19 protein-coding genes are annotated in these 19435 nt (G+C 61.5%); 13 read left to right on the forward strand and 6 right to left on the reverse strand.

Features of this window, described 5'->3' with window-relative positions; translation table 11 throughout:
* The first annotated feature begins 209 nt into the window (after window positions 1-209).
* The gene (locus tag ACVW1C_RS36300) at window positions 210-1262 is read left to right on the forward strand and encodes a hypothetical protein (protein ID WP_456762354.1); all 1053 of its coding nucleotides are present in this window, start codon (window positions 210-212) and stop codon (window positions 1260-1262) included.
* 610 nt (window positions 1263-1872) lie between these two features.
* Here the strand turns inward: ACVW1C_RS36300 and ACVW1C_RS36305 are convergent.
* Together ACVW1C_RS36305 and ACVW1C_RS36310 are read right to left on the reverse strand one after the other, a co-directional pair.
* A complete protein-coding gene (locus tag ACVW1C_RS36305; RefSeq protein ID WP_456762355.1) occupies window positions 1873-2475 on the reverse strand; it encodes a PepSY domain-containing protein in 603 nt (200 codons plus the stop codon).
* Between the two features lie 654 nt (window positions 2476-3129).
* Window positions 3130-3339, reverse strand: a complete 210-nt coding sequence (locus ACVW1C_RS36310; protein WP_456762356.1) for a hypothetical protein — start codon at window positions 3337-3339, stop codon at window positions 3130-3132.
* A 120-nt stretch (window positions 3340-3459) separates the two neighbouring features.
* Here ACVW1C_RS36310 and ACVW1C_RS36315 point away from each other — a divergent pair, with 120 nt between their 5' ends.
* From ACVW1C_RS36315 to ACVW1C_RS36325, 3 genes are read left to right on the forward strand one after another with little or no spacing between them, the layout of a single operon-like run.
* Window positions 3460-3801 (forward strand): hypothetical protein, encoded by a 342-nt coding sequence (locus ACVW1C_RS36315; RefSeq protein WP_456762357.1) that lies wholly within the window; start codon window positions 3460-3462, stop codon window positions 3799-3801.
* Window positions 3802-3805: 4 nt separating this feature from the next.
* On the forward strand, window positions 3806-4243 hold the full coding sequence (locus tag ACVW1C_RS36320; protein WP_456762358.1) for a hypothetical protein: 438 nt from the start codon (window positions 3806-3808) through the stop codon (window positions 4241-4243).
* 23 nt (window positions 4244-4266) lie between these two features.
* Entirely contained in the window at window positions 4267-4905 is a 639-nt protein-coding gene (locus ACVW1C_RS36325; RefSeq protein WP_456762359.1) for a TetR/AcrR family transcriptional regulator, read from the forward strand.
* A gap of 20 nt (window positions 4906-4925) precedes the next feature.
* Here the strand turns inward: ACVW1C_RS36325 and ACVW1C_RS36330 are convergent, their stop codons facing one another.
* Entirely contained in the window at window positions 4926-5774 is an 849-nt protein-coding gene (locus ACVW1C_RS36330; protein ID WP_456762360.1) for a TetR/AcrR family transcriptional regulator, read from the reverse strand.
* Between the two features lie 44 nt (window positions 5775-5818).
* Between ACVW1C_RS36330 and ACVW1C_RS36335 the strand changes: the two genes are divergently transcribed.
* The 8 genes from ACVW1C_RS36335 (at window position 5819) to ACVW1C_RS36370 (ending at window position 16178) form a co-directional block, all read left to right on the forward strand.
* The gene (locus ACVW1C_RS36335) at window positions 5819-6658 is read left to right on the forward strand and encodes a sensor histidine kinase (protein ID WP_456762361.1); all 840 of its coding nucleotides are present in this window, start codon (window positions 5819-5821) and stop codon (window positions 6656-6658) included.
* On the forward strand, window positions 6655-7788 hold the full coding sequence (locus ACVW1C_RS36340) for an efflux RND transporter periplasmic adaptor subunit (RefSeq protein WP_456762362.1): 1134 nt from the start codon (window positions 6655-6657) through the stop codon (window positions 7786-7788). Before ACVW1C_RS36335 ends, ACVW1C_RS36340 begins: the two co-directional genes overlap by 4 nt.
* Window positions 7785-8861, forward strand: a complete 1077-nt coding sequence (locus ACVW1C_RS36345) for an efflux RND transporter periplasmic adaptor subunit (protein WP_456762363.1) — start codon at window positions 7785-7787, stop codon at window positions 8859-8861. The genes ACVW1C_RS36340 and ACVW1C_RS36345 overlap by 4 nt, the downstream gene beginning before the upstream one ends.
* Entirely contained in the window at window positions 8858-12010 is a 3153-nt protein-coding gene (locus ACVW1C_RS36350) for an efflux RND transporter permease subunit (RefSeq protein WP_456762364.1), read from the forward strand. The genes ACVW1C_RS36345 and ACVW1C_RS36350 overlap by 4 nt, the downstream gene beginning before the upstream one ends.
* Before the next feature lie 817 nt (window positions 12011-12827).
* Entirely contained in the window at window positions 12828-13979 is a 1152-nt protein-coding gene (locus ACVW1C_RS36355; RefSeq protein ID WP_456762365.1) for a DUF3734 domain-containing protein, read from the forward strand.
* A gap of 39 nt (window positions 13980-14018) precedes the next feature.
* Window positions 14019-14810, forward strand: a complete 792-nt coding sequence (locus ACVW1C_RS36360) for an acetoacetate decarboxylase (protein WP_456762366.1) — start codon at window positions 14019-14021, stop codon at window positions 14808-14810.
* Between the two features lie 84 nt (window positions 14811-14894).
* Window positions 14895-15683: a 3-hydroxybutyrate dehydrogenase gene (locus ACVW1C_RS36365; protein ID WP_456762367.1), complete on the forward strand. Its 789-nt coding sequence runs from the start codon at window positions 14895-14897 to the stop codon at window positions 15681-15683.
* Window positions 15684-15815: 132 nt separating this feature from the next.
* A complete protein-coding gene (locus ACVW1C_RS36370) occupies window positions 15816-16178 on the forward strand; it encodes a hypothetical protein (protein WP_456762368.1) in 363 nt (120 codons plus the stop codon).
* 621 nt (window positions 16179-16799) lie between these two features.
* Here the strand turns inward: ACVW1C_RS36370 and ACVW1C_RS36375 are convergent.
* Window positions 16800-17117: a hypothetical protein gene (locus tag ACVW1C_RS36375; protein WP_456762369.1), complete on the reverse strand. Its 318-nt coding sequence runs from the start codon at window positions 17115-17117 to the stop codon at window positions 16800-16802.
* 239 nt (window positions 17118-17356) lie between these two features.
* Here ACVW1C_RS36375 and ACVW1C_RS36380 point away from each other — a divergent pair, with 239 nt between their 5' ends.
* Window positions 17357-17482, forward strand: a complete 126-nt coding sequence (locus ACVW1C_RS36380; RefSeq protein ID WP_456762370.1) for a hypothetical protein — start codon at window positions 17357-17359, stop codon at window positions 17480-17482.
* Between the two features lie 335 nt (window positions 17483-17817).
* Here ACVW1C_RS36380 and ACVW1C_RS36385 read toward each other — a convergent pair whose 3' ends face one another.
* Entirely contained in the window at window positions 17818-18099 is a 282-nt protein-coding gene (locus ACVW1C_RS36385; protein ID WP_456762371.1) for a hypothetical protein, read from the reverse strand.
* A 770-nt stretch (window positions 18100-18869) separates the two neighbouring features.
* Window positions 18870-19298: a winged helix-turn-helix domain-containing protein gene (locus ACVW1C_RS36390; protein WP_456762372.1), complete on the reverse strand. Its 429-nt coding sequence runs from the start codon at window positions 19296-19298 to the stop codon at window positions 18870-18872.
* Window positions 19299-19435 lie beyond the last annotated feature (137 nt).

The following is a 19435-nucleotide window of genomic DNA, read 5'->3' on the forward strand; positions in this document are numbered from 1 at the left end:
CGGTCAATCCGCTCAAAACCGAGGACGAGCTTGGGTCGGCGCCCCTCCTTTTGCGTCGGGCCCCCGACTGCAGAACTGGTGCGGAATTCGTGCCTGCACCTTGCCTATGGCCAAAATGAATCCACTGCGTTGCCGGATTTAAGTCGCATTGCGACCTAGGTCACGGTCAAATCGGGTTTCCGGGCAGGGGCGCAACACCGGTGGTTTCCATGTCCGGTCATTTGCGATTTTGTTTTGCTGCTTTTGTGCTTCTTGCAGGTCTCTCGACGTCGTCTGCGTCTTCGAATCCCTTTTCCGGATTCTTCAATACCGGTCCCGCGGCAGCCCCTGCGCCCACTTCCGCGGAAGTGGAGTGCTTGCCGCGGCCCGGCAAGTCGACTGCCGACGGCCAGCACTGGGTCTATCGGGTGGAAGGCCGGCGCAGATGCTGGTTCCAGATCGCCGAAGGGACAGAGACGGTGAAGAAGCCGGTTCGGCATCGCGCCGCCAGACATCGTGCCGCCACGGCCGAAGAGGACAAGATCGCAGCGCGCAAGCGGATGGCGGTGGTGGATGCGCGCGCTGAGCTGCAGCGCTCCGCACTCGAGGATACGTCGCGGCCGAGCCCGTCCGCGCCCGTGCTGGTGGTTGATGCCGGTCCCGTCCTTGCTACCGGGATCGCGACCCCCGTGTCGCCGGCCCCCCTTTCCAGACGCGCGAACGACCGGCCCACGCCTGACGAGATCACGCCGCGGCAAGTCGACGTGGAGGCACTTCTGGCGGCCGCGCCGGCCGCCAGTGACGTGGTTGCCGCCTCGGCGCCGTCGCTCGCCTTTTCCACCGCAAAGGCGGGCGATGACGGGTGGGGCTGGACCTGGCTTGGCATGCCGCTGATGGCTTTGGGGCTTCTCTCCGTCTTAAGCGCGAGCCGAACCCAATGGGCCGTGCTGCTGCGCCAGTTATCTTTCGCTTGCCAGAGGCTGCTGCTGGTCAACCCGCGACCACGTCAGGCTTTCCGAACAAGCGTCAGGGCCCGATCTGAGGTTGGCGACGGCGAGCGTCGTGCTCACGGCAGGAGGATTGGGTACGCCTTCGACGATCATGATGCGAGGGGGCACGATGGAGAACGCCGACGCCCGCTTGATCTGGGTCAAAGCCGACCCTGCGAGACCGTGGCTCGACGCTACGTTGATCTTCTCACCTGTATCCAGATGACAGAATGGGTGAAGTCGCCGTCTACCGCGACACGGTTGAGGGGAGCACGCAAGAATCAAAATTCGTAGTGAACCGCCTCTCAAGTCGCTCGATAAGACCCATCATGCCGAGGCTGTCGGGCCGCAACGCGCTTCGTATACATCGCATCATTTACCTCAATCTCGTCAACTTTCCGCCTCCGCGCAATCATGCGAAGCCAATGCGAGCGGCGGACGGATTGCCGCATGTTGGCATGCGGCAGAGGTCTGCTTCCACGCATCATGGCAACTTTGAGGAGTGCATGGGTCTAGGTGGCGGCACGATAGTCGCGAGCGACCACTTGAACGAGATCTGTACCACACAGACGGCGATCGCACGTAGCAGCTCGGGCAGCTCTTGGCGCAAGTGGACCACTCTTCATCGGCCTCGACCTTCTTGGCCGTGGCTAGCTCAAACTTCCCCATGATGGATTGGAGCGAGAGTTCAAGTTTTTCAAGTAGATGGAGGGCGGCGTGTGCACCGGGAGATCAAGAAAAATCTATTGTCCGCAAATGTGAGCAGCCGGTCGGAGGCGTGGACGTCGGGCTCGACGCGATGGATGGACGAGAGCAGGGCTGAGGTAAAAGCGAGTTCTTCTGATCTCTGAAACATCAGGTCGCGGTAACAGCGATCTGGCCCATCGGTTTAGACCTACGTCGCCTAGCGGGGAGTTGCGCCTTGCTTACCGACTCTGGGCGGTTCGAGCGTGACCTCCTTCAAGCGATCACCACTGGCGATGACGACCACGAAGTTGAGTTTGCCATCCTGCTTTATCAGACCTCCGGCTAGAGCGCTTCCCTCTGTAGCTTTCTCGGCGATGCGTACGGCGTCCGACAGCTCTTGCTCAACTGACTTCAGGGCAATGATTTTGCCGAGATCCTCTCGGTCGAGTTCCTTCAGCGATGACGATATTTCCTTTTCCGTCACGTTTCCGGTGTTCGCATCTACGACATTTTCCCAAATGCGCTCGTTTCTTACCGTTCGCACGCGATAAATGGCCGGACCGGATATCTCAAAGCTGACATCCACCGGCCTTGAACCGTCATGTAGATGCTCGGCGATCGCTACCGCCTGACTGAGTTGTATCTTTATCGTGCGAAATTGCTCGATCAGGCGACGTATCGCTGCCTCATCGGCATAGCCTTGGGCGGCTACGCCGCTTTTTGCGGCGTCCAAAGGTGAGTGGGTGACGTCGGCTCTCGTGCCCGTAGCAGCAAACGTGGCGGACAAGACGATAATCGCTAACAATCGCTTCTTCGACATGAGGCAAATCCCGTGGCTGTCCGTGAAAAAACTGATCGGTGGTCTTATGGGTGTGCGAGGGTCCACGACGGGCCTATCGACACGAACCTTGGCTCAGTGAAGCGCACCGTTCGAGTGTGGTATCGAGACTCGAATGCCGACCAGGTCGCCGCCGCTTCCCGGACCGAGTCCGTGCGAAATTGCGTCGTGGTTCCGAGGTAAGCCCGACTGGCCTCGTGCTTGAGTCGGCTTGTTCGGAAAGTCCCAGCTTTAACTGCGCCAACGTTTCGCGGACATGGATGGGAATTGCGGGACTACCATCACTCGCATCGGCTTGCTCGGATATTGGCGCGTGCGGCTGTCGTACGGTATCGGCCACATCCGAGGTAAGCGGCGAAGGGACTGCAATCTCACTATCCGGAAGATCGGGCCGGAAACCGGGCTGGCTGGTATCGATGATGACTGCTTCCGGTCCCTTCAGCTCGGAGGCGATCCGGATCGGCGGAAGCGTAGAGTGCGATTCGATGTGCTTGTTTGGCGGGGGCAGCGGCAGCAGGGAATTGGCCGCAAAGAGCAGCACGAGCAACGCTCCGCCGACCCACATAAAGTAACCCCACACGGGAGCTTGAGTATCGACTGAACCGCGCGCACGCATTGACAAGACGGATGTTCTGCTCACAGCGCCCGGGTCCCGTGCTGAAGTCCTTTCGGCGCGATGCAGGACCGCTCGCCGGCGAATGCGTGCAGCTCGGCAAGCAACGCTATCGTAACACCCAGCAGCAGACTCAGGGCCACGAGGGACAGGGCCACGACCAGGTTCAGGGATGCGAGCGCAAGCCCCGGCCACGGATTTTCCTTTGCGAACGACCACAAGAGGGTTGACATTCTCGGCTCCTTAAATACACTAAACCGTATAGTTCATATACATCCCGGGCCGCGGGGTGTGTCAAGAGCGAAGACTCACAAGCTCGTGTTCAGACAGTTCGACGGGCAGGGAATCGGAGCATGATGCTGCGTTTCCCGTTCGAAAGCGCGATGCCTCGGCAGAAGAAGGGATTTTGTATGCTCAAGTACACATTAGTAATCATGCTGGCGGCGATGTTCGGCAACGGGACTGCCGTCGCGGAAGAGAACCGCGGCACTCCTGAACAGAGGGCAGCATGCGCGCCTGACGCCTTCCGGCTGTGCCTTGGCTACATCCCCGACGCCACGAACGTAGAGGCCTGTCTCCGGCAAAAAGAGTCAGCGCTCAGCGATGCTTGCAGGGCCGTCTTCGACCGTGCTGCGGAAACTGCGGCGGTCAGGACTATCGGGGCGCCCCGCCGCAGCGCGAGAGATGAGGACTGATCGCATGAACACGATTTATGCGCCCGCCTTTGCCGCGTTCGGCGGCTCGGCTTTCGGAGCGATCTCCACGATCGTGACAGGATGGGTGACCCGGCGCCGCAAGCTTCGCGAGCGCCATGATGCCCGGTCGATCGCCAAGCGCGAGCGGCTTTATAGGAGTTTCATTGAGGAAGCCTCTCGTCTCTACGCCGAGGCGCTCGTCAGCGACAGATCCGAGATTCCGCAACTGGTCAAGCTGTACGCGCTTATCGGGCGGATGAGGATTCTTTCTAGCGATGAGGTGGTTCAAGCCGCTGAGCGGGCAGGCCGCCTGATCGTCGAAACCTACCTTTCGCCGAACCCCGAACTGGTCGATTTGCCAGAGCTCATGAAGGAGATGGATCCCTTGCGTCACTTCGGCGAAACCTGCCGGCGTGAATTGCATTCGATCGCATCTCGCTGAGGTCGCAAGCGATGCAAGAGCGGATGCGCGAAGTCGAATTGTCGTGCATTCGTCGGCGGATCGTCCACGCAGCGATCCGATTGCACGGCGAGATCGGTTTCAGGAAGACCACCGTCGCCGATTTCGCTCGCGGGGCGTCGATGTCGCCCGCTAACGTTTACCGCTTTTTTCCTTCAAGGCAGGCGATCGAAGAGACGGTCGTGGCGGATCATCTCGATCGCGTGTCCGCGGCTGCAACGCTTGCGGCTCGCGGCGACTCCGCTCTCGAGCGCCTGACGGCTGCTTTGAGGACGATCTCGCAGCTGCACCAACATCGGCTGGAGCACGACACCAAGCAACACGAATTGGTCGCCGCGGCGGTACGCGAGAACTGGGCAGTCGCCCTGTCTCACGCAGACCGTATCCGGGGGCTTGTGCGCGCGACCATCGCTGCCGGACAGGCGAGCGGCGAGCTGCGACCGGGATGTGCAATGGCAATGGCCTGTTGCCTGCTTGAAGCAATGGAGGGCTATCTCAATCCGTCGCGGATCAATGCGGCTGCCGTTCTGCCCACATTCGACGAGATGATGGATTTCTGCGCCGGCGCTATGCGTCATGGACCGTGGGGGCGGCCGATCGGCCTGGCCGCCGATGTCCGTCCCAAAGTCGTGGCGCAAGGATAGCTGCAGGGCCTTCGGCTGGTTCACGGTCTCCAGTCCGCCTCGCAAGCCGCGAGAAAGAAATTGACCCGCTCGTGCAGGAACGTCGGCAGCTCCTTTTTGAGATCTTTCAGTTCTTCGCCCATCAGAGATCTCATCAGCATCGGAAGCAGAATGAGATCCATGAACATTTGAGCGGTCGCAACGCTCCGCTTTGCGCTGAGGGGGCCTTTGGCTGAGCGCGCGACCCTGTGCGTCGCCTCGTTCAAGAGCTGCGAAACCGCTCCAGCCGCGCGGTCGCGCGCCGCATCGTGAACATTCCGGCTCAACTCGGGAAATCGGCGCGCCTCGGCGATCGTTGCGCGCGTGAGGTCCAACGTGTCCTCGACAAATCTCTCCACGATCTCGATGCCGAGATTGGCGAGCTTTTCCTGGATGGTGCGGCCTGCCGGCGTGAACCCCTCGAAATCGGTCAATCCGTTGATGGTCCGCGCCACCACAGCCACGAACAGCGCCTCCTTGCCGGGGAAGTGGGCATAGATGGTCGGTTTGCTCGCAGGCGCCAACTCGGAGATGTCGTCGATACTGGCGCTCCGAAATCCTTTCTCGAGAAAGAGCTGCTGGGCTGCATCGAGAATCCGCGCCTGGACGTCGCCGGCCAGGTCTTTGGGTGGCCTGCCGCGTTTCGGGCTTTTGTTCTTTGCCATCAGGATCTCCTCACCACGAGTTTTTGCGTGTCTGGATTGCACTTGACACGTGCCGGCAGGAAATGCAATGAAAAGAAAATATACGGTATAGTATAGTTTAGCTCGTGCCTGCGCCGGCTGATCCGGCTGATCCGGATGACCGGTCGATCGCCACAGGCGCGTTCGACCGCCGCCTGTTCGGCGCAACTGAGGAGACCGTCGTGAGTATATGCAGCCCGGGTTCGCCAATAGTGCAGCAGGGCATCCTGCTGCGCGAATTGAATCACCGGATCGATGGTGGGCTCGCCTCGGCGATCAACCTGATCTCGGCCGCGGCCGTCCGGGTCGAGGGCGCGGAGGCCAAGCGCGCCCTCAGCGACGTCGTCGAGTTACTGCACGGTTATGCCGATCTGCAACAGACGCTGGCAGTGCCCAAGGGCAAGGCGCTGATCGACGCCGCGACCTACATTCGCATGATGGGCTGCGCCGTGCGCCGTTCGTTGCTGGATCGGATGGACATCCGGCTGGCACTCGCGACCGAATTTCTTCCGCTCCAACCCGAGCGATGCCGGCAGTTCGGATTGATCGTCCACGCGCTCGTCACCAATGCAGCGACGCATGCGGGCTTCGAGGCGCGGACCGGGGAAATCAAGATCAAGCTGACACGAATCGGCGCGCTGGTGAACTGCGTCGTCCTCGACAATGGATCGCGGTCGTCACGGAGCGCTGCGGGGCGCGGACTGCGGCTCAGCAATGATCTTGCCAGGGGTCTCGGCGGCCGTGTCGAGCATGGCTTTGGTGACGGATTCACGTCCGTCGTCCTCTCGTTTCCGTTGTCAGCGCGTGAGCGGCAGGCGACCGGGGCGATGGCGAAACGTCGCATCATGCGGTCGCCTCGCCGGTCAAACGTCGACCCTTCCGATGCCTCGGCACTTTGCACAGGAGCGAGCTGCCACGATCGGGAGAGCCGCCCCGTTGCGACCCGACCGGATCCGAATCCGGCTCACGGAGCCCCGCCCGTTTCTGCCCGTCCAGCGGCGGATGTGCTGGGCGCGCTGATGTCACCCCGCCACCGCATGGACCTGCTATGACCCTTCACGCTACGAACCACGGCGAAATCGACCAAGCTGCCCGGAAACGCAAGCTGAGGGGCCCCGGTGGCCTGGCGGCGGCGCTTGTCGCAATCGCGCTGAGTGGCTGCAACGATCGCGCCGCCGCTCCCGTCGCGCGCGCGGCGATCGTGCGTACGGAGATCGTGCAGCCACGCGACCGCCAAACCTCTGTCACCCTGACCGGCGAAATCCAGGCCCGTTTCCACGCTGACCTGTCATTCCGCGTCAGCGGACGTGTGCTCGCGCGGTATGTCGATGTCGGCGCTCACGTCGAGGCTGGAGAGATCCTGGCTGTGCTCGATCCAACCGAGCAGCAGGCCGACGTCGATGCCGCGACCGCGGCGGTGCTGGCCGCAGAATCTCAGCTGCGCGTGGCCAAGGTAACCTTCGAACGGCAAAAGGCGCTGATCGCAAGCGGTTTTACCACGCGGACGGTCTACGATCAGGCGCAGGAAGGGTTGCGAACCGCAGAAGGTGCGCTTGAAGCCGCAAAAGCGGAGCTCGGAACGTCGAAAGACGCCCTTGGGTATACGGCGCTGCGCGCCGAAGAGGCAGGCGTCGTCACCGCGCGCAATTTGGAAGTCGGCCAGGTCGTCCAGGCCGCACAACCCGTTTTCTCGCTGGCGCAGGACGGCGAACGGGATGCCGTGTTCGATATCTACGAATCTCTCTTGTTTGGCGATCTCGACGAAGGGCGCGTGTCGTTGGCGCTTGTCTCCGACGCAGGTGTGGCGGCGAGGGGGCATGTCAGGGAGGTGTCACCCGCGATTGACGCGAAGAGCGCGACCATCCGCGTCAAGGTTGCCATCCAGGATCCGCCGGCAGCGATGACGCTTGGAAGCGCCGTGGCGGGAACTGTCAAAGCGAAAGCCCAGCAGCAGATCGCGTTGCCCTGGAGCGCATTGGCGGCGGCCGGATCGAAGCCCGCGGTCTGGACCGTCGATCCGGTGACGAAAACAGCTGCGCTCAAGCCGGTGACGATCGGCGGTTATGAAGCCCGTGAAGTGCTGATCAAGGCGGGACTCAAGCCAGGCGAGCGCGTCGTGATCGATGGCGGCAAGCTGCTGAGCAACGGCCAGGCCGTCACATATGAGGGAGACCCGTCATGAAGAGGCGCGCCATGATTGCAGCCGGCACGTTTGTGTCAGCGCTCGCGCTGGCAGGATGTCAGCAGGACGCGAAAGCGCCCGAGCCTGTGCGACCCGTGCTGTCGACGGTCCTCGAGCCGAACCGCCCGGACGGCGTCGTCGCCGTTGGCGTTGTCGAGCCGCGGTACAAGACCAATCTCGCGTTTCGCGTCCTGGGACGTCTGACCGGGCGTCCCGTCTCTGTTGGCGACCTCGTCAGCGAGGGACAAACGGTCGGTGTCATCGATTCCATGGCTCTGGAGCTTGCCGTGCGCGCGGCGAAGGCTGAGCTCACCAAGGCCGAAGCGCTGCTGGCGACTGCCACGGCGACTGAGGAGCGGCAGCGAACCCTCATCACAACCGACGCCACCACAAAGCAGACACTGGACAACGCCGAGCAGGCGCGAGCCGGTGCCGCCGCGTCGGTCGCGCACGCACAGGCGAACTTGATCAAGGCCATAGAGCAACGGGGTTATGCCCAGCTCAAGGCCGATTTCTCCGGCGTCGTCACTGCGGTGGGCGCAGAAGTCGGACAGGTGGTCTCTCCTGGCCAAAATGTCGTGACGGTTGCGAGGCCCGACATCCGGGAGGCGGTGGTCGATATCGGAGAGGATTTCCCGGTGCCGCTTGAAATCGGCTTGCCGTTCACCGTCGGCTTGCAGTTGCTCCCCGCCGCCCGGGTCGAAGGCAAGGTTCGCGAGATCGCCCCGCAGGCAGACCCCGTGACGCGCCTGCGGCGAGTCCGCATCGCACTGAACAATCCGCCTGAAAGCTTCCGCTTGGGCACGACCGTTACGGCGAAGCTCAGCCAAGCGCAAACTCCAACATTGCGCGTTCCCGCCTCGGCGGTGCTCGCCAAGGATGGCGCGAACTTCGTCTGGGTCGTCGATCAGCCGTCGAGCACCGTATCGCTGCACAAGGTCGATCTCGCCGGGGACCCCGCAGGTGCCCGCGTCGCCGATGGGCTTTATCCCGGTGCGCGCATCGTGACCGCCGGAATCCACAGCCTCAAGCCAGGACAACACGTCCGTATCGAACAGGATCAGAACCCATGACGTCGTTCAACCTTTCCGACTGGGCGCTCCGCCACCGTTCGCTGGTCTGGTATTTCATGATCGCCTTCATGGCAGCAGGCCTCTTTGCCTATCTTCAGCTTGGTCGCCAGGAAGATCCCGACTTTACCATCAAGACCATGGTGATCCAGGCACAGTGGCCGGGCGCATCGCCCGAAGAGATGACCCGCCAGGTCACCGACCGGATCGAAAAGAAGCTCGAGGAGCTGGAGTCGCTCGACTACACCAAGAGCGTGACGGTCGCGGGCCAGACCACTGTGTTCGTCTATCTGCGCGACACGACAAAGGCGGCTGACGTCAAGCCGACCTGGGTCCGCGTCCGCAACATGATCGCGGATATCAAGGGCGAATTCCCGCAAGGCGTGATCGGGCCGGGCTTCAACGATCGCTTCGGCGACGTGTTTGGCAACATCTATGCCTTCACCAGCGACGGCTTGACCCAGCGTCAGCTCCGCGATGAGGTCGAAGGAATCCGCGCCAAGGTGTTGACCGTGCCGGATGTGGGCAAGGTCGACATTCTGGGAACGCAGGACGAGGTGATTTACCTTGAATTCTCCACCCGGAAGGTCGCCGCCCTTGGCCTCGACGTCCACTCGATCATGGCCTCCTTGCAGGGACAGAACGCGGTCGCACCGTCCGGGGTGTTCCAGGACGGGCCCGAGCGGATCAGCGTGCGGGTAAATGGCCGGTTCACGTCTGAGGCAAGCCTGAACGCGGTCAATCTTCGGATCAACGACCGCTTCTTTCCGCTGACCGACGTCGCGACCATCACGCGCGGTTATGCCGATCCGGCGAAGACCCTGTTCAGGTACAACGGCCAGCCCGCAATCGGACTAGCCATCGGCATGAAGTCTGGCGCAAACCTGCTTCACTTCGGCGAGGCTCTGAAAGAGGAGATGTCAAAGGTCATTGCCGACCTGCCGATCGGCGTCGGCGTTCACCTGGTCGCCGATCAGCCTGTCGTCGTCGAGCATGCGGTATCGGGCTTCACTGAGGCGCTGTTCGAGGCCGTGGTCATCGTTCTCGCCATCAGCTTTCTCAGCTTGGGCATGCGCGCCGGGCTTGTCGTCGCAATTGCGATCCCGCTGGTTCTCGCCATTACGTTCGTAGTGATGGCCTATGCCGGCATTTCATTGCAGAGAATTTCGCTTGGCGCATTGATCATCGCGCTCGGCCTTCTGGTCGATGATGCCATGATTGCCGTCGAAATGATGGTGGCCCGGCTGGAGGTCGGCGATCCCCTCGAAAAGGCGGCAACCCACGTCTATACGTCGACCGCCTTTCCCATGCTGACGGGCACGCTGGTTACGGTCGCGGGCTTCATCCCGATCGGGCTGAACAGCAGCAATGCCGGCGAGTTCACCTTCACCCTGTTCGTGGTGATTGCGGTCTCTCTGATCGTGTCGTGGGTCGTCGCGGTGCTGTTCACACCGCTGCTCGGCGTTACCATCCTGCCGGCAAAGATGAAGGGCCATCATGAGGCGAAGGGTCGGATGGCGCAGATGTTCTCCCGTCTGCTGCTCGTCTGCATGCATCACCGCTGGATCACGGTGGGCGTGACGGTTGCGGCGTTCCTCGTCGCGTTGTTCGGCATGAATTTCGTGCAGCAGCAGTTCTTTCCCTCGTCGGACCGCAGCGAACTGGTGATTGACTGGAATCTCCCGCAGAACGCTTCGATTGCCGAAACCAATGCGCAGATGGCGCGCTTCGAGCGCGAACAGCTGCAGGGCAATGGCTCCGTGGAGCATTGGTCGACCTATGTCGGCACAGGCGCGCCGCGGTTTGTGCTGTCGTTCGACGTGCAGACGGCCAATGCCTGGTTTGGCCAGCAGGTCGTCGTGACCAAGGGCGGCATAAAGGCGCGCGACCTCGTCAAGGCGCGCTTCGAGGAATATCTGAGGAAGACGTTTCCAGGTACCGACACCTACGTCAAGTTGCTCGAGGTGGGCCCGCCCGTGGGGCGTCCGGTGCAATATCGCGTGAGCGGACCTGACGTCGCGAAGGTCAGGGATCTCTCGCAGCAATTCGCCGGCATCGTCCGGAGCAACCCCGATCTCGGCAACGTCGTGTTCGACTGGATGGAGCCTGCGCGGGTCGTCAAGGTCGATGTGCTCCAGGACAAGGCCCGTCAGCTCGGCGTGACGTCGGAAGACATCGCCACCGCCGTGAACTCGGTGCTCGAGGGCACCCAGATCACACAAGTTCGCGACAGCATCTATCTCGTCAATGTCACGGGACGCGCGACCGCAGTCGAGCGCGGCTCGATCGATACGCTCCGGGATCTGCAGTTGACCGGACAGGGCGGACAATCGGTGCCGCTCGGAGCCGTGGCCAATCTGCGCTACGAAATCGAGCAGCCGACCATCTGGCGTCGCGCGCGGATTCCGACGATCACGCTGAAGGCCGGTATCGTCACCAACGTCCAGCCGAAGACAATCATGGATCAGTTGGCACCGAGGGTGGCGGAGTTCAGCAAAGCACTGCCAGCGGGTTATTCGGTGGCAATCGGCGGCGCCGTCGAGGAGAGCGCCAAGAGCCAGTCGCCGATCGTGGCCGTCGTTCCGCTGATGCTGTTCGTCATGGCTACGGTCCTCATGATTCAGTTGCAGAGCTTCCACCGCCTGTTCCTGGTGTTCGCGGTCGCACCGCTTGCCGTAATCGGCGTCGTCATGGCCCTGCTGCCGAGCGACGCACCTCTCGGCTTCGTTGCCATCCTGGGTGTGCTCGCGCTGATCGGCATCCTGGTCCGAAACTCGGTGATCCTGATCGTGCAGATCGAGGATTTAAGGAAGGAGGGGCGGCCGGCCTGGGATGCTGTTGTGGAAGCGACCGAGCATCGGATGCGTCCGATCCTGCTGACGGCGGCGGCCGCGAGTCTCGCGCTGATTCCGATCGCGCGCGAGATTTTCTGGGGCCCGATGGCCTACGCGATGATGGGCGGCATCATCGTCGGCACGATGCTAACGCTCTTGTTCCTGCCGGCGCTCTATGTGGCGTGGTTCCGGATCTACCCAGTCCAAGACGAGGGCCGGCCGATGTCTGAGACGGTTGACCCGGCGCCCGAGACTCATTCGCCGACCCCGACTCTTGCGCCGTCCGCGCAGGTGCCGGTCCTTGAAACGCAAATCTGAAACGGAGACTATCATGTCCGGGAAGAAGGCACTCTTGACGCTGTCCGTCAGCGTAGCGCTCGCAACGATTTCGTGGGCGCCGACTGCGGTGTTTGCACAATTCCCCGGTCCGCCTCCAATGGGGCCGGGCAGCCCTCCGCCGATCGCGGCCGGCGGTCCTCCGGCATTCGCAAGTCCACCTCCCATGTGGCCCGGCGGTGCGGCCCATGCCGGCCTTGGCGGTCCGGCTCCTCGGTTGGGCACCGGCGCTCGTCCTCGCGGCGATCTAAGGGCGCTTGGCGGCGTCCCCGCCGGCGGTCGTGACGGACCCGCGGTTGCAGGCTCGGTCCAGGCTCGCTCTGCATCGGTCAGCTACAGCCGTTCCGGAAGCTTCAGCCATGGCTATGGCGGGCGGCGATACGGCTATGGTGCAGCCTACGTCGCTGGAGGCTCTGCAGGCTATGCCTATGGCAGCTCGAACAATGGCAATTATTCCGATAGCGATTGCTACTACGCCTACGGCCGCCAGCGACGCGTTCTGATTTGCAACTGACAATCACGAACTCGGGGCTGACCTTGACGGAGATCGGTTGTTAATCCCTGCTGCGTGACGTCGAAGCGGACCTTGGCATTGCGCCATCGTGTCGAGCTGGTTGGGACAGTCGACACAGGGTCGGGCGCAGTGGGTCTCAATCAGTTGCAGCACGAGCTTGTGAACGCGCACGGCTTGACCAGTAAATAAACTAAACGGTATATTTTATTAAGCCGGATGCCTTCGACGACCGCGATCCGGATAGAGGGCGGGCTTGAGCAACCGCAAACCAAGAGCACACGAACCATGAACTTTCAGCCTCGACCACATCTCGCGACCGCCGACCGGCGTCTGCCATTCGATTGCATCGCGTTGCTGTTGCAAGGCGGCGGCGCTCTGGGCGCTTACCAGGGAGGCGTCTACGAGGCCCTGGCGGAAGCCGACATCCATCCGGATTGGATTGCCGGCATTTCGATTGGAGCGATCAATGCTGCAATCATCGCGGGCAATCCGCCCAATTCCCGCGTTGACCGCCTTCGCGAGTTCTGGACGCAGGTGACGCTGGACACGCCGTTCACCGATCTGATGAATAGCGATCACACCCGCAATTTTCTCAATCAGGTGAATGCGAGCTTTGCGGCGATGTTTGGCGCGAGCGGATTCTTTTCTGCGCGGCCACTGGCGCCATGGCTGCAAGCGGGTGGAACGCTTGCCGCCACGAGCATCTACGACACGAGCGCGCTCAAGACGACACTCGAGCGCCTTGTCGATTTCGATCGCATCAACGCCGGCCTGACGCGGTTCAGCGCAGGGGCCGTCAATGTGAGAACCGGCAATTTGGTCTATTTCGACACGGCCACGCATACGATTCGGCCCGAGCACATCCTGGCGAGTGGGGCGCTGCCGCCGGGCTTTCCGGCGGTCGAAATCGATGGCGAACACTATTGGGATGGCGGCCTCGTATCCAACACGCCTTTGCAGTGGGTGATCGAGTGTGGCGCCCGTCAGGACACGCTTGTGTTTCAGGTCGATCTCTGGAGCGCGCGCGGCCAGATCCCGCGCAACATGGCCGACGTCGTCACGCGGCAAAAGGAGATTCAGTATTCGAGCCGCACGCGGGCGAGCACAGACCAGTTCAAGAGCCTGCACCGGTTGCAACGAGAGCTGGCGGCTCTCTTGAGCAGGCTGCCTGAAGATCTGCGCGAGCAAGAAGACGTCAGGCTGCTCAGGAGTGCTGGCTCTCACAACGTGCACAGCCTCGTCCACCTGATCTATCGCGCGCGGGGCTACGAAGGCCACTCCAAGGACTACGAGTTCTCCCGCCTCTCGATGCAGGACCATTGGCGCGCCGGATATCACGATGCGTTGCGCACCCTCCGTCATCCCGAGGTGCTGGCCCGCCCGACCAGTGCGGACGGCGTCTCCACCTTCGATCTTGAGCAGGACGGTCGCGAATAGGCCAGCCAGCCGGTTATTCCCAGTCACAGGAGAAATCGAATGCACGAGAATGAAGTGGTGAGCCGCGCATTTGCGATGCCGCTCACCAATCCGGCCTATCCGCCGGGACCATATCGCTTCGTCGATCGCGAATACCTGATTATCACCTATCGCACCGATCCGGCGAAGCTGCGATCGGTCGTTCCGGCTCCGCTCGAATTTGATGAACGCGAAGCGCTGGTCAAATACGAGTTCATCCGGATGCCGGATTCCAATGGTTTTGGCGACTACACCGAGAGCGGCCAGGTCATCCCAGTGTCGTTCCGCGGTCGCAAGGGCGGCTACACCCACTGCATGTTCCTGAACGATGAGGGGCCGATCGCGGGCGGCCGGGAGCTCTGGGGCTTTCCGAAAAAGCTCGGCCAGCCCACGTTGCGGACCGAGATCGATGCGCTGATCGGCACCCTGGATTACGGACCGTTGCGGGTAGCAACCGGCACGATGGGATACAAGCACCGCGAAGCCGATCTGGCGCAAGTCAAGGCCGCTCTCGAAGAGCCGAACTTCCTTCTCAAGATTATTCCGCACGTCGACGGCAGTCCGCGGATCTGCGAACTCGTCGAATATCACCTTGAGCAACTTGTCTTGAAAGGGGCGTGGACCGGACCCGCGGCGCTCTCCTTGATGCCTCACGCGCTGGCTCCGGTGGCCGATTTGCCGGTCCTCGAGGTCGTGTCCGCGATTCACATCCGCGCAGACCTTACGCTAGGGCTGGGCAAGGTCGTTCACGACTATCTGCAACAGCCGGTCCGACGCCCGCTCCGGAGCTACGAGAGAACTCTGGTCACATGATGGACGGCTGCAATCGCCCGCGCGCGTCCAGAAACGCTTGCGGCAACGAGCCGGAGGACCGGCACAGATCAACAAGGAAAAGCAATGAGTATCTTGAAAGGTAAAGTCGCAGTTGTGACCGGCTCGACCAGCGGCATCGGCCTCGCGTATGCGCGGGCCTTTGCGGACGCCGGAGCCAGCATCGTGCTCAACGGAATTGGGGCACCGGCTGATGTCGAAAAAACGCGGATCGCAATCGAGAGCGATTTCGGGGTGAAGGCCATCTATTCGCCCGCGAATATGGCCGAGCCAGTGGAAATCGCCAACATGATCTCGTTTGCCGAGAGGACATTTGGCGGCGTGGACGTGCTCGTCAACAACGCCGGCATCCAGCATGTCTCGCCAATCGAGGATTTTCCGGTCGAAAAGTGGGACGCAGTCATCGCAATCAATCTCTCCTCCGCATTCCATGCGATCCGTGCCGTTACTCCTGGCATGAAGAGGCGCGGCTGGGGCCGTATCATCACCACGGCCTCGGCGCATTCGCTGGTCGCTTCGCCCTTCAAGTCGGCCTATGTCGCGGCCAAGCACGGCATCGTGGGGCTCACCAAGACGGTGGCGCTGGAACTCGCCCGGTCGAAGATCACCTGCAACTGCATCAGCCCCGGCTACGTCTGGACGCCGCTGGTGGAGAAGCAGATCCCGAACACGATGAACGCGCGCAACATGAGCAGGGATCAGGTAATCAACGATGTCCTGCTCACGGCCCAGCCGACGAAGGAGTTCGTCACGGTCGAGCAGGTGGCGTCGCTGGCGCTGTTCCTGTGCAGCCAGGACGCCGCGCAAATCACCGGTGCCAACCTTTCTATCGACGGCGGCTGGACGGCTGCGTAGGGCCTGCCGAAATGCGCACCGGCTCGTGAAACGCGCGGTGAAAGAAGATGGTCTACGCACGGCTGCGATAGATCAACCCAAGCACATACGACTGCCTACTGAACATCCACCAATTCCTCTGGAGAGAAGATCATGAACAAGCGACTGATGGCTAATTTCATTGGCTGCGTCTGCCTTACTCTGGCGACGGCTGCCGAAGCCAGAACCTCTTACGACGGTCCCTGGAATCTCACCTTCGTTACACAACGCGGAAGCTGCGATCCGACCTACAATTTCTCAGTGAACATAAATGATGGCGTCGTGACGCATCCCAATCTGGTGAAGTTCAGCGGCTATGTCGGAAGATCGGGTGCGGTTCGCGCGTCGGTGACGGTCCACGACAAATACGCATCCGGGTCGGGAAAGCTGACGCAAGACACCGGCCGCGGGACCTGGAGCGGCCACGCAGGAGGTGGGCGCTGCTCGGGATATTGGACCGCACAACGAAACAATTAGGACGCGATCACCGGATTTAGCTCCTTGAAAGAGCGACGGGTGCGACGTCCTCACGCCGTACCAACTTGCGTCGCCGTTCGACCTCGTTCGACGACACTTCCTTAGGTTACCCCAAACTAGCCCATGATGGATTGGAGCGAGAGTTCAAGCGTTTCAATTGGTTAGGAGGCGGCGTGTGCACCGGCAGATCAAGAGAAAGCTTGCGAGAGCCAATGTGAGCAGACGCTCAGAAGCGGGGGCAGGGCACGTGAACTTGGCCGACGTGCGCGACTAGAGACTCGCCAGGGCGCGGGAGCTACGGGCGCGGGGACGAGCGAACGCTGTTGTCGGCGACGAAAAGCGTCGCCTCTTTTGTCCAGCTCTGCTGGTCCAACTTCAAAACGATCAAAGCAGACCTCGAGCGTCCGTTCTCCGCAGACCCCGAGCATTGTTCTCTCGGCGGGTTTCGCGGGTTCGTCAATCCAATGTGGGAAATCTGCATCGAACTGGTCCGGTCGCGAGAGCTTAGCCTTGTGCGAACTCCGCATCGCCGATCTGGCGCACTACAATACCTCGCTGTTCCGGACCGATTGCTCGATCTTCATCGTGACCAACTGGGTCAGCTCTTCGAGCCAGGGCCTCTCAAGACGTTCCAAGCGGCCTGATTGGCTTGGTCGAACGCCTTGCGGATTTCGCCAACCCGGCACTGAGCACTGCCCGGGAATCGTTGCCTGCCTGCTTGAGCTTTTGCAGACGTGCTTCTGCTTCAGACGCATCGGACTTCAGTTGGTTGAGCGCGGCGTCGAGATCGGTGGTCCCGGCCTCGGTCACTTTGCCCGCCGCCTTCCGGAATTGATCCGCCGCCTCACGCCAGGCCTCCGCTTGCGCCGCTGCTATGTCCTTGAACGTGGCCTGCTGCTGCTTGATCTGCTTGCCGGCGCCTTCGAAGTAGGTCTTCATCTGCGCGCCTCGAAACCGGTCCAGTTCTTTTCCAGATCCGCCTTCGCGCGCGCCCAGGCGGCTTCTGCGGCTTCCGCTCGGGTCTTGAGCCGCGCCTGAAATTCATCGCGCAGTTTCTTCAGATCCGCGACGATCTCGTCGGCCTTGACCCTGGGCTCGGCTTTGGCCTCCGTCGCGCCGGACTGTCCATCGCTTACGCGACGGCCGTCACTGTGTTCGGTGGCACCGCCCAGGTCGTCGTGACCTGGCTCATCGTCGCCACCGGAAATCCGCTGTCACCGGCCTGGTACCTCATTGCCAGCAGCGTCGCCGGCATCGGGGCCATGTTCTTGATGCATGAGACCGGGAAACGTCGCGTGACCTGAAAGCCGGCTGGGAGGTCACCAGTGGCGTCCAGTACAGCCACGGGCACGACGGTGTAAGGGATGAAAAAAGCCTTCGCACAGATCGCAACTTGAATTGAATGCCGGTATCGGTGGTTGCGACTCTATACCCACAGACTCGATTGCCCGACATCTGTTTTTTGGCGGAAGGCGAACCCTTGTTTCAGCCCGCCCGACTTCAGCTTGTGTCCCGTCGCTGAAGTGGTCGAGTCGCTCGCAGTAGGCACCGGCGAGGCCCTATTCGACCTAACCCAGTCGTCCGGCTGCGAGAACCGCAACCGGAACGATTGGCAAACGTCACGCTGGCGTGGCTCTCGTCAGAAACTGCAAGCTGCGTAGCTCCTGCGAGCCAAACGGTAGCGTGATCCAACTTCGACAAAGTCGACATCGAGGCACTGATTGCCCTTGCGGAAGCTGCGGGCGAGCCCTGGGCAATTGAGGTATTCGATGTTTATCCGCCAGCGATGCTCCTGCGGGTTGTAGGTAGCGAAATCCTGTTGCGCTGCGGCCGGTCCCTTGCAAAGCGCGGCGATGTATTGCCGGACCTCCGGGGGCAAATCGGAAATATGGTGCGCGTCCCATAGGTCGTGCTTGTTCATCGAGGCGGCTCGAACGGTCGATCCTTGACACAGGAGAAAAAGAGCCAATAGGCAGTGACGCCAAAACATCAGAGCCTCCTTAGATCATTTGGCAAGGAGATAGTGTCCGCACTGTCAGATTTCGATGCCGTTCGCGTTGTCGCCGCTGGCCCGCTCCCGGGGAAGAGTTGAGGCCAGCGGCGCAAGAGCCCAGCACGTCCGCTTCTTCGTTTTCCGAACGATAGTGAGAGAAGCTGACCGTGGACTGACGATCGGCGCGGTGGAGTGTCGCAGGTGGCGGATCTGCAGCATCGCTACTATGTCTGGCTTTCGCCTATCGTCGCCGCAACAACGACGGCAACCGTATTGGTGGATGTGCATTGTGTCCACGGTGCTGACTATTCCATGGTAGATAGCGTTCGAAGGAAGCCAATCAGTCAGAGGAGCATGACGGATGCAGACATGTGCCGAGAAACACGACGCCATCATAGTCACAAACATGGTTCGAACTGCGGACACGCTGCGCTTCGCCTTGGCGAGCGCGTGGACCGTCTGCCACGATGGCCAGCTCCATCATATGCACGAAGATGAGCACGTCGTCGCCGCGGGTTAGGAAACTGCGATGTTGCGGCGGGATGACGCTATTCAGTCGCTCTGTTACAACGCTGGACGAGTTTGGAGTTGGGGCATCAGCGTTTGATCGCGGCGTTGACTTTCGCCGGAGGGGCCGAGCATGAACTCGCTTGCCACTTAAAAGTCGTCTCCCCAACCCTGAGGAAGCATTTACTCTGCTAAGGTGCCTTTCGGTGCTTTCGGACCATTTCCTCCAGCGATCCCTGTGCGATCACTTGGTCGCGACCGTTTGCTCTGCGGCAATAGGAAGTTGGAAGGGCTTTTCCTTGCTTACTGATCTCCCAAAACCCTCCGGGACAGTTGCCTTTCAACAACCCTTCGCTGACGAGGTCGATCCGGACCCAGCAAACGGCGTTCCACCAACGCGGCTCGCCGCTGGAAACACGCGCGTAATCGCTTTGACTAAGCCGCGCAGCCAACATTGGCTCCATGTGTTCTCGAACCAATTTCGCGGGCGCTACGCCGTCAAGGTCGAGCAGCGCAACAAGGAGCGGAACGCGGAACTCCCGGTGCGGTAAACTTGGGACCAGCAGTGCCCTTCTCCGGGGCTGCCGAGAGCACAGGCTCAGGCCGGCCGGAAATCCCATCAAGAGCTGTGAGCGCCCTGCCGATAACCGCGTCGGGCGTATCCTCAAAGGGCGTGGCGTACTTCTTCAGCCGAGCGTAGGTCGTCTCGGAAACTCGGATGACTGGCATCGTTCCCGCCTTGGCTCCGGTCTGGTCC

Source organism: Bradyrhizobium sp. USDA 4011, assembly GCF_054063415.1.